This window comes from Pseudomonas sp. H1_D04 (assembly GCF_054683855.1).
The window spans coordinates 1,258,511-1,274,115 of sequence record NZ_CP162826.1; the positions used below are offsets into that span (position 1 = coordinate 1,258,511).

Sequence of the window (15,605 nt, forward strand, 5' to 3'; positions counted from 1 at the left end):
ATACGAGGATTTTTAATATGGTCGGGGTAGGGGGATTCGAACTCCCGACATCCTGCTCCCAAAGCAGGCGCGCTACCGGACTGCGCTATACCCCGGTAAAAAAAAGGCGACCTCTCAGTCGCCTTCTTCGATCAGCGCTTTTGGCCTCTGATCTTAAGATTCGATTCCAGCGCTAACTGGTCTCAAAAATGGTGGGTCGTGTGGGATTCGAACCTACGACCAATTGGTTAAAAGCCAACTGCTCTACCAACTGAGCTAACGACCCAAAAATGGTCGGGGTAGGGGGATTCGAACTCCCGACATCCTGCTCCCAAAGCAGGCGCGCTACCGGACTGCGCTATACCCCGGTTTGAAATTGGCTCCGTGACCAGGACTCGAACCTGGGACCCAATGATTAACAGTCATTTGCTCTACCGACTGAGCTATCACGGAACTACATATTTCAAAGTACAACTTTTACTGCTTCAAACTCTCCTCTTCGACCCTGTCCGTATCGCTACGTTAGCGTCTCTGAGGCGCGCTATTCTACAATCTTAAAAACCCCTGTCAACCCTTTAAATTGCTTTTAAGACAATGATTTGCGCTTCTTTCTGATTTCTTCTTGGGGAGAAGAAACCCGTGGGCTGACGTTGCTGCGGGGCGCACTTTACAAGCCTTTTCCTTACAGTTCAACGCCCTAACGAAAAAAAAGGTCCCGCGATGCGGGACCTTCTCTCATAACGCTGCAATCCGGGCTTAATGGAAGACGATTTCGTCGTTCTCCACAGTCGCCTCTACGCTGGAGCCTGGCATAAAGCTGCCTGACAGGATCAACTGCGCCAGCGGGTTTTCGATCCAGCGCTGGATCGCACGTTTCAATGGCCGTGCACCATACACCGGGTCGTAACCGACTGCGATCAGCTTGTCTAACGCCTCGCGGCTCAGCTCCAGCGACAGCTCGCGCTCTGCCAGACGACCGCGCAAGCGGCCCAACTGGATCTCGGTGATGCCCGCGATCTGATCACGCGCCAATGGCTCGAAGATCACCACTTCGTCGACCCGGTTGATGAATTCCGGGCGGAAGTGTGTGGTCAGCGCATCCATTACCGCAGCGCGCTGGGCCTCACGATCACCTACCAACTCCTGGATCTGGGAGGAGCCCAGGTTGGAGGTCATCACGATCACCGTGTTGCGGAAGTCAACGGTACGCCCGTGACTGTCCGTCAACCGACCATCTTCCAGCACTTGCAGCAGGATGTTGAATACATCCGGATGCGCCTTCTCGACCTCATCCAGCAGGATCACCGAGTAAGGCTTACGCCGCACGGCTTCGGTCAGGTAACCGCCCTCCTCGTAGCCCACATAGCCTGGTGGAGCACCGATCAGGCGAGCCACCGAGTGTTTCTCCATGAACTCGGACATATCGATCCGCACCATGGCCTCTTCAGTATCAAAGAGAAACTCAGCCAGCGCCTTGCATAGCTCGGTCTTACCCACGCCGGTCGGGCCAAGAAACATGAACGAGCCGCTCGGGCGGTTCGGGTCGGACAAGCCGGCCCGCGAACGCCGTACCGCGTTGGACACCGCCACGACCGCCTCTTCCTGGCCGATCACGCGCTGGTGCAATAGGTGCTCCATCTTCAGCAGCTTGTCGCGCTCGCCTTCGAGCATTTTCGACACAGGAATGCCGGTCCACTTCGAGACGACTTCGGCGATTTCTTCCTCGGTCACCTTGCTGCGCAGCAGCTGATTCTCGCTCTTGCCGTGCTGGTCGACCATTTGCAAGCTGCGCTCCAGGTCCGGGATGACACCGTACTGCAACTCGGCCATGCGGTTCAGGTCGCCCTTACGGCGTGCAGCCTCCAGTTCCTGACGGGACTGTTCGATCTTTTGCTGGATCTGCGCAGAGCCCTGCACTTCGGCTTTTTCCGAGGTCCAGATCTCTTCCAAGTCCGAATACTCGCGCTCAAGCCGCAAAATTTCTTCCTGGAGTTTTTCCAGGCGTTTCTTCGCAGCGTCGTCTTCTTCTTTCTTTAAAGCCTGGGATTCGACTTTCAGTTGAATCAGGCGCCGATCCAGGCGGTCGAGCACTTCCGGCTTGGAGTCGATTTCCATACGAATGCGGCTGGCCGCTTCGTCGATCAAATCGATGGCCTTGTCCGGCAACTGACGATCGGTGATATAGCGATGGCTCAGTTTGGCCGCAGCAATGATCGCACCGTCAGTGATCGCCACCTTGTGGTGAACCTCATAGCGTTCTTTCAAACCACGCAGGATGGCGATGGTGTCCTCTTCGCTCGGTTCTTCCACCAGCACTTTCTGGAAGCGACGCTCAAGGGCTGCATCCTTCTCTATATATTGACGGTACTCGTTGAGCGTCGTTGCACCTACGCAGTGCAACTCGCCGCGCGCCAAAGCTGGCTTGAGCATGTTGCCAGCATCCATCGAGCCCTCGCCTTTACCGGCGCCGACCATGGTGTGCAGTTCGTCGATAAACAGAATGATCTGCCCTTCCTGCTTCGACAGTTCATTAAGCAGAGATTTCAGGCGCTCTTCAAACTCGCCGCGGAACTTAGCACCGGCGATCAACGACCCCATGTCCAAGGACAGCAGGCGTTTGCCTTTAAGGCCGTCCGGCACTTCACCATTGATGATGCGCTGAGCCAAACCCTCGGCAATCGCGGTTTTACCCACACCAGGCTCACCGATCAACACAGGGTTATTCTTGGTGCGACGCTGCAGGACCTGAATGGTGCGACGAATCTCGTCGTCGCGGCCGATGACCGGATCAAGCTTGCCTTCTTCGGCGCGCTTCGTCAGATCGACGGTGTACTTGTCCAGGGCCTGGCGCGACTCCTCGTGGTTAGGATCATTCACCGCGTCGCCACCACGCAGGTTGTTGATGGCATTTTCCAGGGCTTTCTTGCTCACGCCCTGGCCCAGCAACAACTTGCCGAGCTTGCTGTTCTCGTCCATGGCGGCGAGCAGCACCAGTTCGCTGGAGATGAACTGGTCGCCCTTTTGCTGGGCCAGGCGGTCGGCCTGGTTAAGCAGGCGCGCCAGATCCTGCGACATGTTCACGTCGCCGGTTGGATTTTGGATTTTTGGCAGCTGGTCGAGCTCTTTGCTCAACTCCTTACGCAGGCTGCTGACATCAAAGCCCACCTGCATCAGCAAGGGCTTGATAGATCCACCTTGCTGTTCCAGAAGAGCCTGCATCAAGTGTGCAGGCTCAATGGCCGGGTGGTCGAGACCCACCGCCAACGACTGGGAGTCCGATAACGCCAACTGTAATTTGCTGGTTAAACGATCAATACGCATTAGTCACCTTCCTTTTGAGCAGGCCGGAGCTATAAAACATTCCTGAATGAAGAAACCTGCCAGATACCCTTATAGATGGGGTGGATTCTGGAAGATTCAAGCTACGGACAGTTGACGTAAGTCAGGAGAGTCTAGCGTTCGAGCCAGATAAGGGAGGCAAATCGACCGGTGCGCGGACTGCGCCGGTAAGAAAAGAAGCGCGGATCGGTCACGGTGCACAAACCACCACCGTAAACAGCCGTGACGCCCCGTGCGGCAAGGCGCAGGCGAGCCAGTTGATCGATGTCGGCCATGAACTTGCCGGGATTACGGCTCGGCACAAAGGCTTGGGCAGTGGTCGGCAGTTGCTGCATGAAGGCTTCACGCACCTCAGGACCGACTTCAAAGGATTGAGGACCGATTGCCGGGCCCAACCAGACCAGTACGTCGGCAGGAGCGGTATCCAGACTTTCGAAAGCCGCTTCCAACACGCCAGCCGCCAACCCGCGCCAACCGGCATGGGCCGCTGCGACACGAGTCCCTGCGCGGTTGCAGAATAACGCGGGCAGGCAATCGGCAGTCATAGAGGTACAAGCGATGCCTGGGTTGCTGGTCCAACAGCCATCGGCTTCAGCCGTGCGGCCAGGATCAGCCTCAACCACGGTCACCCCGTGAACTTGGCGCAGCCAAGCCGGCTGAACATCAAATGCGTCGCTAAGACGACGGCGATTTTCAAGAACGGCCTCCAGGCTGTCCTCTACATGATCGCCCAAGTTGAGGCTGTCGAACGGCGCCAGGCTGACGCCGCCCGCACGGGTGGTAACGCAGGCCTTTACCCGAGCCGGCGCGGGCCAGTCAGGTATCAGCCAGTCACTCATCCAACAAACGCCTCACGGTCCTGCTTGAGCAGTGACAGCAACCAGACAAAATCGTCCGGCAGTGGCGATTCCCAGCTCATGCGCTTACCACTCGTCGGATGATCCAGTTCCAGGAAGCGTGCATGCAGTGCCTGGCGCGGGAACGTCTTGAGCGATTCAACCATTGTCTGACTGGCCGCAGGCGGAATGCGGAAGCGACCACCGTAGGCAGGATCGCCGACCAACGGGAAGTTGATGTGGGCCATGTGCACGCGAATCTGGTGAGTACGACCGGTTTCCAGCTTGACCCGAACGTGGGTGTGGGAACGGAAACGCTCCAATACACGGTAGTGGCTTACGGCCTGCTTGCCGCCCTCCATTACCGCCATGCGCTGGCGCTGCTGGCCGTGGCGACCGATAGGGGCGTTGATCTTGCCACCCGCGACGACCACGCCGATCACGATGCACTCATAGATCCGGCTGACGCTACGGCTCTGCAACTGCGTAACCAGTTGCGTCTGCGCCTGAATGGTCTTGGCAACCACCATCAGGCCGGTGGTGTCCTTGTCCAGACGGTGCACGATACCGCAGCGCGGCACGTTGATGATGTCCGGGATATGGTGCAACAGGGCATTGAGCAAGGTGCCATCAGCGTGCCCGGCCGCCGGGTGAACCACCAGGCCTGCGGGTTTGTTGATGACGAGGATGTCGTCGTCTTCATAGACGATATCCAGCTCAATGTCTTGGGCGACCCATTCTCCCTGGGCTTCCTGCTCGGCAGTCAGCTCAAGAATCGCACCGCCATGGACTATGTCTCGCGGGCGGATAACCGCTCCATCCACAGTCAGGCGGCCGTCTTTGATCCAGGCGGAAAGGCGCGAGCGCGAGTGCTCAGCGAATAATTGTGCGGCGACTTGATCGAGGCGTTGGCCGCCCAATTCGGACGGCACCTCTGCGCGAAGTTCAATTTTATCGGACATGCTCAGACTAGGCGTGGCACAGCCTTTGGTTTCGGCTGCGCGCTTGTGGTTAAATACGGCGTCTTTTGCCCCGAGGCTTTCAACGGGGCGCTCATCATAACAGGACGGCCCCGCCCAAGACAGCGGCCGTCATAGGGACGCAAGCCGCCATGCAAGTGAAACACCTGCTGCTGATCGCCATCCTCGCCATGACTGCTGCTTGCTCGTCAACAAAGGAAGTCGTCGACGAAAACCTGAGCGAAGTCGAGCTGTACCAACTGGCACAGAAAGACTTGGACAATAATAGCTACACCAGCGCCACAGCGAAGCTGAAGGCACTGGAGTCGCGTTATCCGTTCGGGCGCTATGCCGACCAGGCTCAGCTTGAGCTGATCTATGCCAACTACAAGAACGCCGAACCGGAAGCCGCCAAGTCCGCCGCCGAGCGTTTCATCCGTTTGCACCCGCAACACCCGAACGTGGACTACGCCTACTACCTCAAGGGCCTGACCTCGTTCGACCAGGATGTTGGCCTGCTGGCGCGCTTCCTGCCGCTGGACATGACCAAGCGTGACCCAGGTGCTGCCCGCGACTCCTACAATGAGTTCGCCCAGCTGACCAGCCGCTACCCGAACAGCCGCTACGCCCCGGACGCCAAGCAGCGCATGATCTACCTGCGCAACCTGCTGGCGTCTTACGAGATCCACGTAGCTCACTACTACCTGACCCGTCAGGCGTATGTCGCTGCTGCTAACCGTGGCCGCTACGTAGTAGAAAACTTCCAGGAGACCCCTTCCGTGGGTGACGGCCTGGCAGTGATGACCGAGGCCTACCAACGTCTGCACTTGGACGAACTGGCCAACACCAGCCTGGAAACCCTTAAGCTCAACTACCCGGATCACCCGAGCCTGAAAGACGGCCAGTTCGTGCCTCAGGTTGCAGAAGCGGACAACCGTTCGTGGCTGAGCAAATACACCCTGGGCCTGATCGAGTCGCGCCCACCGTTGCCGCCGGGCGAAACCCGCGCCAATCAGGACGTGATCAAACAGTACCAGGACGCCAAGGAAGCCATTCCTTCGGAGCTCAAGCCGCACGACGAGAACGGCGACGTGATCGAAGAAGAAGAGCCAGAGGCCCTGGGCAACAATCAAGACCGCTCCTGGTTCAGCTACATGACCTTCGGTGTGTTCGACTGATCTGTCGACGCAACGCAAAAAGGAGCCCCTCGGGGCTCCTTTTTTATTGGGCAGTATTATTGCGCTGTGCGCTTGCCACGTCCTTGGCTAAACTGGCGCATTCCTTATCGAGAAACCGCCCATCATGCTTCGTCTTCTGTTCTGGATTGCCGTTATTGCTGCCGCGGTATGGTTCTGGCGCAAATTCAAAAGCCCGGCCACTAAGCAGCGACGCACAAGCGAGCCAAGCGCTGCGTTGATGGTGCGCTGCGCCCACTGCGGCGTGCACCTGCCACAGGATCGCGCCCTAAGCTCACGCCAGGAGTGGTATTGCACCCAGGCGCATCTGGAGCAGGGACCGAAGTCTATCCAGCGCTGATCCGACCTTCAGGCGCGTAAGGTGCGGGGTCGATAATCGGCGTATGCCCCAGCAACAAGTCTGCAAACAACTGACAGGACGCCGGCGCCAGAACCAGGCCGTTGCGATAGTGCCCGCAGTTGAGCCACAGCCCTTTGAAGCCGGGCACCTGGCCAATATAGGGAATGCCTTCCGGTGAACCGGGGCGCAAACCGGCCCAATGCCCAACCACCTCGGCATCCGCAAGAGCGGGAATCAGTTCCACAGCCGAGGCCTTGAGACTTTCCAGCGCAGTTTCGGTGGGCGTCTTGTCGAAGCCCTCATGTTCCAGGGTACTTCCGATGAGAATGTGTCCGTCGCGCCGGGGGATGGCGTAACGCCCCTTGGCCAGGACCATGCTCGACAGGAAGTCCGAGGCGCACTTGTACAAAATCATCTGCCCCTTGACCGGCTCCACCGGAAGCGCCAAGCCCAGCGTGCCAAGCAACTCACCGCTCCACGCTCCTGCCGCCAACACTACATGCGCCCCCACAATCGGCCCCTCTGCCGTATTTACGCCCACCACATTGTCGCCTTCCAGAACAAATCCGGTGACTTCGCACTGTTCGTGAACGATTACGCCAGGCATCGCCAATAACGCGGCTTTAAGGGATTTAACCAAGCGAGGGTTTCGCACATTGGCCACATTCGCCATATAGATTGCTTGGCAATACCCGCCGCCCAGCACCGGCACCGCATCATGGGCGGCCGAAACATCCACTTTGGTCAGGGGCCGACCTTCACGGATCGCCCATGCCAGCGCTTCAGCCTCGTCGTCCAAGTCCAACCAGTACAAGCCGGTGACATGAACCTCCGGATCCACGCCGGTGGCGGCAAACAGGCGCTCACCCAGTTGTGGATAAAAATCCTGGGACCAATGGGCCAAAGCAGTGACCGCCGGGCTGTAGCGCCACGGATACAGCGGCGAAACAATGCCACCGCCCGCCCATGAAGACTCCTGCCCAACGCCGGCGCGCTCCAACAGGACCACCGCCTGCCCCTGGCTCGCCAGGTTGTACGCCGTCAGCAGGCCAATGACTCCGCCCCCGACAATCACCACTTGCTGTTGCTTAGCCATCATTTGATCCAGCCGATAAAATAGGAACAGACGCGCCCGGCGCCCAATCATCCAGCCACCTCATCATTGCCCCCAGCATGTCTGGCGCGACATTTCAGGAGCAGCACCCGGATTGGCCCGTAGACCGGTGCTGCTGAGGCTGAAGCCACCGCAAGGGTCACCAGCCATCAACGAATCGGCGCCCGGCGTAGCGACCAAGTAGAAATCCTGAGGGTTCAACGCAGCGGTGATTCTATAGCGATCATTGCCCGTGCTGACGCCGCTTGCGTCAATAAATGTGCCGTTCCTCGTATAAAAGCGCTCCAGTAGCTGAGCTTGCTCAGTCAGCAGCGCGACAATTTCCGGGCGATAGACTTTTTTCACATGGCCGGTGTACCCGGGGTAAGCGATCCCGGCCAGAAACGCGATAATCGCCACAGCGATCAGTAACTCGATCAGGGTAAATCCCTGGCTGTCCATGCCCATTCCATTGCTCCTTATTGAAGTTGTCGCCAAGACACTCGCCTAAAACGCGAGCCACTGGTTTCGTCCACTCGCGCGTACACGGTCTCCAATACCGTGCGTGACTGACCACTGATCCCAATCGCCGTCACCCGGTACAACGTTGCTGGGGTTTGCGGTGGCAAATTCGCCAGCCCTACGCTCGGACCAAGGGATTGAATACCGTAGAGCCCCCCTTTGATGGCAACCCAGTTAACTGATGAAACAGGACTGGTACCGGCCGCGACCACCGACAACGCCTCATCCGGAGGCCCACAGGCAACAATCGAATGGCACTGCGGCAAATCCGCACCCTTTCGCCTCACAACTTCCTCCCCCAGCCTTAAGCCACTTTCTGCTGCTTGAAACGATTGGTTGCGATGCCACAGGCTGCCGGCAATTTTTTGCTGGGTGACTGCCCCCTGCATGGACGACAACCCGATCAACGCCAACAACAGCAGAAACACCAGGCTTATCAGCAGGACTATCCCTCTTTGTCGCAAAGAAATACCTCCAGCACTCTTCATGGCTGCCCTACCCCACACGGTTTCGCAGAGCCACCACCACGCTGTAGGTTTGATCTCTCACCTTCCCAGTGGGGTCCTGCAGCGTCATGCGGATGCGCACGCTGCGGATCAAGGCCTCATCGGATGGCATGGCGTCGTAGCCCACAACTCGCGGTGATGACGCCCTGGCAGCCACGCCGAAACTGATATCGAAATCCCGCACGTTATCCACCAGCACCGCCTTGGCCGGCGCTGCGGGCGTGCTGACCTTTAACTGGCTGGTCTCGAAGGTGTAAGTCAGCTGTCGAATCGCAAAACGAATCTGTCCAGGATCAAGGGCAGGTGGATTCCCTGCATAGGCTTGAGCGTTAGTCGTGCAGTCGGACAGCACCGTCCAGTCAGGCCTGCCAACCCCTCGGCCGACATCAGTGGTGACCAGCGTCAGCGACTTTGAGCTACCCCCGGCAGTCCAGCGCACGGGCTGTTCAAAGGCTGGCGGCGCGTTATCAATAACTTCCGTGGCCAAACAGCCAAACATCCCAGCCTGACGAATGTCCTGAATCATCTTGCCCAGCGCAAACCGCGCGTCATCCTGCAACAACATGGAAGCCTGCTGGCTGGCGTACGTAACTCGGGAGCTGATCACCACTTGGCCGCCTCCAATCACCAGTACCAAACCGACGGCCAGTGCCAGCAACAATTCCACCAGGCTGAAACCGCTAACCAGAGGCCTCATTTCATTACCCCTGGCTCATTGTCGATGCGACTGGTCAGGGACAAGGTTTCCCGCGCGCCAGGCGTGTTCTCAATTCGGCTGCCATCCCAACTGATACTGACAGTCACTTCATTTGTGCTGACCGCCACTGAACCTTTGGCACCCTCCCCGGCAAAGGCGCGAATATCGGATTCGAAATCATGGAGGTCCAAATCACGCACGCTGACGTTCCCAGTACTGGGGGCCCGCACTCCGTGGCGCAATGAGTAGTCCGCACCAGAATTGGCGCGGACTCGGTCGAGCATATCGTAGGCAATAAAACTGGCCTGACTGGTCATCCTCGAACTTTCGGTGTACTTGAGGGCATTGAGTTGAAGCACCACTGCGCCTAACAGGCCCACGGTGAGAATCAGCATCGCCACCAGTACCTCGATCAACGTCATGCCGGTCTGGCATCGCGCAAAAGCGTGGGGAAAACAGGTGTTAAGGCAGGAAGGCATTACCGTCGTCATCCGTGTCGAAGGTCGAAGAAAGCAGGAAATCCCGCTGAGCGATCCAAGACTAGCGTCGGTTTTTCGCCCGTGCTGCCCACGGCACAAAGGGAAATACTTTGGACCTATAGGCCATCATTCGCCTCCCAGAAACGGACGCTATACCTATGCCTAGACCTGTTTCCTAAACACGCCCACGGAGAGAAAGCCGATGGAACAGCGAGGTTTTACCCTGATCGAACTGCTGCTTGGACTCCTTGTGAGCGGCACTCTGCTGCATCTGGCAGCACCTAATTTCATGGGCCTGCTGGAGTCACAGCTGCGACAAAGCGCGGCACAATCACTTACCAGCGGGCTTCGCTTCGCACGCACTGAAGCCATCGCGCGTAACCGTGCGGTGGTCATCCACGCACTGGACGAGGACTGGAGCAAGGGTTGGCGGGTGATATTGGATGTGAGCGGACACGGCCATCAGGACGACGACAACCCCGTGCTCTTGGAGCGCCAAGACAGCGGGCGCGTGCCGATAATCGGGAATGGGCCGGTCAAAAGCCAGGTGCGCTTCAGCAGTTCAGGCGAGCCGGTGTTTTCAGGGGGAGGTTTTCGTGCTGGCACTGTGCACGTATGCGCCAGGGACTCGGCGCAAAGCCTGCACCAGTTGGTGCTGGCGCCTAGTGGACGTATCAGCCTGCGTAGCGATAAAGCCGAACAGGCGTTGTGCCGAAGTTAATCCGGCACCCTGACGTTCAAAGCAATGAGCGAACGCGCAGCTCCTTGGGCATGGAGAAAGTGATGTTCTCTTCACGTCCTGCCAGCTCATCAGCGCCGGTAGCGCCCCAGGCGTGCAGTTGCTGGATAACACCGCGCACCAGCACTTCAGGGGCAGAAGCACCCGCAGTGATGCCAATACGCTCGACGCCATCGAACCAACTGCGTTGCATGTCTTCGGCACCGTCGATCAGGTACGCCGGTGTCGCCATCCGCTCAGCCAGCTCACGCAGGCGGTTGGAATTGGAGCTGTTAGGACTGCCGACCACCAGAACCACATCGCACTCGTCAGCCAATTGTTTGACCGCGTCCTGGCGATTTTGGGTGGCGTAGCAGATGTCATCCTTGCGCGGGCCACCAATGGCCGGGAAGCGGCTGCGTAGCGCGTCGATCACACGGCTGGTGTCGTCCATGGACAAGGTTGTCTGGGTCACGAAGGCCAAACGATCAGGGTTGTGTACCTGAAGGCTGGCGACGTCATTCTCGTCCTCCACCAAGTAGATGGCGCCGCCGTTGCTGGCGTCGTATTGGCCCATGGTGCCTTCGACTTCCGGGTGACCGGCATGACCGATCAGAATGCATTCCCGACCATCACGGCTGTAGCGCGCGACTTCGATGTGCACCTTGGTAACCAGCGGGCAAGTCGCGTCGAACACTTTCAGGCCCCGGCCCGCCGCTTCGGTACGCACGGCCTGGGAAACACCATGAGCACTGAAGATGACGATCACGTCGTCCGGCACCTGCTCCAGTTCTTCGACAAAGATGGCGCCACGTGCGCGCAGGTCTTCGACCACAAACTTGTTGTGGACGACTTCATGACGCACGTAGATCGGCGGACCGAAAACTTCCAGGGCACGATTGACGATTTCGATCGCACGGTCCACGCCGGCGCAGAAGCCACGGGGGTTGGCGAGTTTGATTTGCATGCTGTGCCTCGTGTCTTGCAGCTACTATGGGTCAGTATTGAAGCTACTCAACTGACAATGAAGATCAAAGGTGTGAGGGGGCTTGCCCCCGATAGTGATGGGTCAGTAAAAAACTTTGACTGATACCCCGCTATCGGGGGCAAGCCCCCTCACACAAGTCCGATCCACACATTTAGTGTGTTTCGTCAGTTAGAGCGCTTTAACGTCGATGATTTCAACGTCAAACGTCAAGGTTTTACCGGCCAACGGGTGGTTGAAGTCGATGGTCACTTGCGCGTCATCGAACGCTTTCACCACGCCAGGCAGCTCAGTATTCGCGGCGTCGTTAAAGATCACCAGCAGGCCTTCCGACAGGTCCATGTCCTGGAACTGCGAACGCGGGATGATCTGCACGTTTTGCGGGTTGGGCTGACCAAAAGCGTTTTCCGGCAGGATCTGCAGGGTGCGCTTGTCGCCAGCCTTGAAACCGAATAGAGCCGCTTCGAAACCCGGCAGCAGATTGCCGTCGCCGACCTTGAAGGTCGCCGGGGCCTTGTCGAACGTGCTGTCGACCGTGTCGCCATTCTCCAGGCGCAATGCGAAATGCAAAGTGACTTCCGTGTTCTGGCCGATGCGTTGCTCAGCCAATACCTGATCAGTCATTGACGGTCTCTCCGGTTTTCTTACTTTTGAACATATCCAGCGCCAGCATGATTGCACCAACGGTGATGGCGCTGTCGGCAAAGTTGAACGCAGGGAAATAATGACGGTTCTGCCAATGCACCAGGATAAAGTCGATCACATGGCCCAGGGCAATGCGGTCGTACAGGTTACCCAGCGCGCCGCCCAGAACCAAGGCCAAGGCGACGGCCAGCCAGGTGTCATCGCGGCCCAGGCGCTTGAGCCAGACCACGAGCACCGCACTGACCACCACGGCGATCAGCGCGAACAACCAGCGCTGCCAGCCGCCACCGTCAGCCAGGAAGCTGAAAGCGGCGCCGGTGTTGTAGGCGAGGGTCCAGCTGAAGTAATCCGGGATCACCACGATTTGCTGGAACATTTCCAGGGAGCCTTCGAAATGAGCCTTGCTGACCTGGTCGATGACCAAGACCAGCAAACTCAGTACGAGCCAGCCCAGACGTCCGAAACGACTGGTATTAGGCATAATGGCGAACCTCGCCTTCACCCGAGATGTTGTCGACGCAACGACCACAGATTTCTGGATGCTCAGGGTTCACGCCGACGTCTTCACGGCAATGCCAGCAACGAGCGCACTTGGCAAAGGCCGACTTGACCACTTTGAGCTTGAGGCCCGGCACGTCGGTGGCCACAGCGTCCGCTGGGGCCTGGGCGAATGGCGCCAAGCTTGCAGTCGAGGTGATCAGTACAAAGCGCAGTTCGTTGCTCAGCTTGGTCAAGTCGGCGGTCAGGCCTTCCTCGGCAAACAGGGTGACTTCGGCCTGCAGGTTGCCGCCGACGGCCTTGGCCGCACGCTGCACTTCCAGCTCCTTGTTCACTGCAACTTTGACGGCCATCACGCCTTCCCAGTACTCGCGGCCCAGTTCGAAATCGGCCGGCAGTTCGGTCAGGCCTTCGTACCAGGTGTTGAGCATCACGGACTCGTTACGCTCACCAGGCAGGTATTCCCACAGCTCGTCGGCGGTGAAGGCCAGGATCGGTGCGATCCAGCGCACCAGCGCTTCGGAGATGTGAAACAGAGCGGTCTGCGCCGAGCGGCGCGCCTTGCTGTTGGCGCCGGTGGTGTACTGGCGGTCCTTGATGATGTCGAGGTAGAAACCACCCAACTCCTGCACGCAGAAGTTGTGGATCTTCGAATACACGTTCCAGAAGCGGTATTCGCCGTAGTGCTCCTGCAACTCGCGCTGCAGCAACAGGGTACGGTCCACAGCCCAACGGTCCAGGGCGAGCATGTCCTCGGCCGGCAGGATATCGGTGGCCGGGTTGAAGCCGGTCAGGTTCGACAGGAGGAAACGCGCGGTATTACGGATACGACGGTAGGCATCGGCGCTGCGGGCCAGGATCTGGTCCGATACGGCGATCTCGCCCGAGTAGTCAGTAGACGCAACCCACAGACGCATGATGTCGGCGCCCAGGGTGTCGTTGATCTTTTTCGGTTCGATCACGTTTTTCAGCGACTTGGACATCTTGCGGCCCGTCTCGTCGACGGTGAAACCGTGTGTCAGCAGCTCGCGATACGGGGCGTGATCGTCGATGGCGCAACCGGTCAGCAATGACGAGTGGAACCAGCCACGGTGTTGGTCCGAGCCTTCCAGGTACAGGTCGGCACGCGGACCGGTCTCGTGGCCCATTGGGTGCGAACCGCGTAGCACGTGCCAGTGGGTGGTGCCCGAGTCGAACCATACGTCGAGGGTGTCGCTGATTTTGTCGTACTGCGGCGCTTCTTCGCCCAGCAGTTCGGCGGCGTCCAGCTTGAACCAGGCTTCGATGCCTTCCTGTTCAACACGCTGGGCCACCACTTCCATCAGTTCGACGGTACGCGGATGCAACTCACCGCTTTCCTTGTTCAAGAAGAACGGGATCGGCACACCCCAGTTGCGTTGACGGGAGATGCACCAGTCCGGACGGTTGGCGATCATTGAATGCAGGCGCGCCTGGCCCCACGCCGGGACGAACGTGGTGTCTTCGATGGCCTTGAGCGAGCGCACACGCAAGGTGTCGCCGCTGGTCGGTTCTTTGTCCATGCCGATAAACCATTGCGCGGTGGCGCGGTAGATCAGCGGGGTCTTGTGACGCCAGCAGTGCATGTAGCTGTGCTTGATGGTGTCGGTTTGCATCAGCGCACCGACTTCACGCAGCTTATCGATGATCGGCTGATCGGCCTTGAAGATGAACTGGCCGCCGAAGAACTCCAGCGAAGGCACGTAAACACCGTTGCTTTGCACCGGGTTGATGATCTCATCGTTGACCATGCCGTACTTCTTGCAGATCACGAAGTCGTCCACGCCATACGCGGGCGAGCAGTGAACCACACCGGTACCCGAACCCAATTCGACGTAGTCAGCCAGGTACACCGGCGACAGACGGTCATAGAACGGGTGACGGAAGTTGATCAGCTCCAGCGCGGAACCGGTGGTGGTGGCGATCACCGAACCTTGCAGTTCGTAGCGAGCCAGGCACGCTTCGACCATTTCCTCGGCGAGTACCAGCAGGCGATCACCGACGTCCACCAGGGCATAGGTGAATTCCGGGTGCACGTTCAGCGCCTGGTTGGCGGGAATGGTCCACGGGGTGGTGGTCCAGATCACGATGGCAGCCGGTTTGCTCAGGCTAGCCAGGCCAAACGCCTGGGCCAGCTTGGCGTCGTCAGCAATCGGGAAGGCTACGTCGATGGTCGAGGACTTCTTGTCTTCGTATTCGACTTCCGCTTCAGCCAGGGCCGAGCCGCAATCGAAGCACCAGTTCACGGGTTTGAGGCCCTTGAACACGAAACCGCCCTTAACGATTTCGGCCAAGGCACGGATTTCACCGGCCTCGTTCTTGAAGTTCATGGTTTTGTACGGGTTGTCCCACTCGCCCAGCACACCCAGGCGGATGAACTCGGACTTCTGCCCTTCGATCTGCTCGGCGGCGTAGGCACGGCACAGTTCGCGGGTTTTATCGGCACCCAGGTTCTTACCGTAGGTCACTTCGACCTTGTGTTCGATCGGCAGGCCGTGGCAGTCCCAACCCGGCACATACGGCGCGTCGAAGCCCGACAGGGTTTTCGAGCGCAGGATCATGTCCTTGAGAATTTTGTTCAGCGCATGACCGATATGAATCGTGCCGTTGGCGTAAGGAGGGCCATCGTGCAGGACGAATTTCGGACGATCCTTGCCAATCTCGCGCAACTTTCCGTACAGGCCAATAGTGTCCCAGCGCTGCAGGATCTGCGGTTCGCGCTGTGGCAGGCCGGCCTTCATTGGGAAGGCGGTGTCCGGAAGGTTTAGCGTGGCTTTATAGTCGGTCATTTAAGG

At 58.6% G+C, this 15,605-nt stretch carries 15 protein-coding genes and 4 tRNA genes; 3 read left to right on the forward strand and 16 right to left on the reverse strand.

The features are described from left to right. Positions 1–18: 18 nt before the first annotated feature. From AB4N82_RS05850 to rluD, 7 genes are all read right to left on the reverse strand, one after another. Positions 19–95: transfer RNA gene (locus AB4N82_RS05850), tRNA-Pro, on the reverse strand. Between the two features lie 94 nt (positions 96–189). After that, positions 190–265: transfer RNA gene (locus tag AB4N82_RS05855), tRNA-Lys, on the reverse strand. A gap of 5 nt (positions 266–270) precedes the next feature. Then, positions 271–347: transfer RNA gene (locus tag AB4N82_RS05860), tRNA-Pro, on the reverse strand. A gap of 9 nt (positions 348–356) precedes the next feature. Continuing rightward, positions 357–432, reverse strand: a tRNA-Asn gene (locus AB4N82_RS05865). A 303-nt stretch (positions 433–735) separates the two neighbouring features. Further along, a complete protein-coding gene (clpB, locus tag AB4N82_RS05870) occupies positions 736–3,300 on the reverse strand; it encodes an ATP-dependent chaperone ClpB (protein WP_122764721.1) in 2,565 nt (854 codons plus the stop codon). Positions 3,301–3,431: 131 nt separating this feature from the next. Next, positions 3,432–4,157: a peptidoglycan editing factor PgeF gene (gene pgeF / locus AB4N82_RS05875; protein WP_460104618.1), complete on the reverse strand. Its 726-nt coding sequence runs from the start codon at positions 4,155–4,157 to the stop codon at positions 3,432–3,434. After that, positions 4,154–5,116, reverse strand: coding sequence for a 23S rRNA pseudouridine(1911/1915/1917) synthase RluD (gene rluD, locus AB4N82_RS05880; RefSeq protein WP_032886184.1), 963 nt, complete (start codon positions 5,114–5,116; stop codon positions 4,154–4,156). Before rluD ends, pgeF begins: the two co-directional genes overlap by 4 nt. A 149-nt stretch (positions 5,117–5,265) precedes the next feature. Between rluD and AB4N82_RS05885 the strand changes: the two genes are divergently transcribed. Both AB4N82_RS05885 and AB4N82_RS05890 read left to right on the forward strand, forming a co-directional pair. Further along, entirely contained in the window at positions 5,266–6,291 is a 1,026-nt protein-coding gene (locus AB4N82_RS05885) for an outer membrane protein assembly factor BamD (RefSeq protein WP_032886183.1), read from the forward strand. A 124-nt stretch (positions 6,292–6,415) separates the two neighbouring features. Continuing rightward, positions 6,416–6,649, forward strand: coding sequence for a PP0621 family protein (locus tag AB4N82_RS05890; RefSeq protein ID WP_032886182.1), 234 nt, complete (start codon positions 6,416–6,418; stop codon positions 6,647–6,649). On the opposite strand, the gene thiO is transcribed toward AB4N82_RS05890, so the two are convergent. The 5 genes from thiO to pilV all read right to left on the reverse strand — a co-directional run bounded on the left by thiO (position 6,636) and on the right by pilV (position 9,946). Continuing rightward, positions 6,636–7,745, reverse strand: coding sequence for a glycine oxidase ThiO (gene thiO, locus AB4N82_RS05895; RefSeq protein WP_122764969.1), 1,110 nt, complete (start codon positions 7,743–7,745; stop codon positions 6,636–6,638). The two genes, AB4N82_RS05890 and thiO, sit on opposite strands and share 14 nt — an antisense overlap. Before the next feature lie 63 nt (positions 7,746–7,808). After that, positions 7,809–8,210 carry a type IV pilin protein gene (locus AB4N82_RS05900; protein ID WP_460104623.1) on the reverse strand — a complete coding sequence of 134 codons (402 nt, stop codon included), beginning with the start codon at positions 8,208–8,210 and terminating at the stop codon, positions 7,809–7,811. 11 nt (positions 8,211–8,221) lie between these two features. Then, complete coding sequence (locus AB4N82_RS05905; protein ID WP_122764719.1) at positions 8,222–8,752, reverse strand: pilus assembly PilX family protein; 531 nt, start codon at positions 8,750–8,752, stop codon at positions 8,222–8,224. A gap of 7 nt (positions 8,753–8,759) precedes the next feature. Then, positions 8,760–9,467 (reverse strand): pilus assembly protein PilW, encoded by a 708-nt coding sequence (locus tag AB4N82_RS05910; protein WP_122764718.1) that lies wholly within the window; start codon positions 9,465–9,467, stop codon positions 8,760–8,762. After that, complete coding sequence (gene pilV / locus AB4N82_RS05915; RefSeq protein WP_122764717.1) at positions 9,464–9,946, reverse strand: type IV pilus modification protein PilV; 483 nt, start codon at positions 9,944–9,946, stop codon at positions 9,464–9,466. The genes AB4N82_RS05910 and pilV overlap by 4 nt, the downstream gene beginning before the upstream one ends. 202 nt (positions 9,947–10,148) lie before the next feature. Between pilV and AB4N82_RS05920 the strand changes: the two genes are divergently transcribed. Next, the gene (locus AB4N82_RS05920; RefSeq protein ID WP_122764716.1) at positions 10,149–10,667 is read left to right on the forward strand and encodes a GspH/FimT family pseudopilin; all 519 of its coding nucleotides are present in this window, start codon (positions 10,149–10,151) and stop codon (positions 10,665–10,667) included. Between the two features lie 16 nt (positions 10,668–10,683). On the opposite strand, the gene ispH is transcribed toward AB4N82_RS05920, so the two are convergent. The 4 genes from ispH to ileS all read right to left on the reverse strand — a co-directional run bounded on the left by ispH (position 10,684) and on the right by ileS (position 15,599). Beyond that, positions 10,684–11,631 (reverse strand): 4-hydroxy-3-methylbut-2-enyl diphosphate reductase, encoded by a 948-nt coding sequence (gene ispH, locus AB4N82_RS05925; RefSeq protein ID WP_032886178.1) that lies wholly within the window; start codon positions 11,629–11,631, stop codon positions 10,684–10,686. A 189-nt stretch (positions 11,632–11,820) separates the two neighbouring features. After that, the gene (fkpB, locus tag AB4N82_RS05930) at positions 11,821–12,258 is read right to left on the reverse strand and encodes an FKBP-type peptidyl-prolyl cis-trans isomerase (RefSeq protein ID WP_174562729.1); all 438 of its coding nucleotides are present in this window, start codon (positions 12,256–12,258) and stop codon (positions 11,821–11,823) included. 7 nt (positions 12,259–12,265) lie between these two features. Continuing rightward, positions 12,266–12,775, reverse strand: a complete 510-nt coding sequence (gene lspA / locus AB4N82_RS05935; protein ID WP_095183789.1) for a signal peptidase II — start codon at positions 12,773–12,775, stop codon at positions 12,266–12,268. Then, the gene (gene ileS, locus AB4N82_RS05940) at positions 12,768–15,599 is read right to left on the reverse strand and encodes an isoleucine--tRNA ligase (RefSeq protein WP_460104630.1); all 2,832 of its coding nucleotides are present in this window, start codon (positions 15,597–15,599) and stop codon (positions 12,768–12,770) included. The genes lspA and ileS overlap by 8 nt, the downstream gene beginning before the upstream one ends. Positions 15,600–15,605 lie beyond the last annotated feature (6 nt).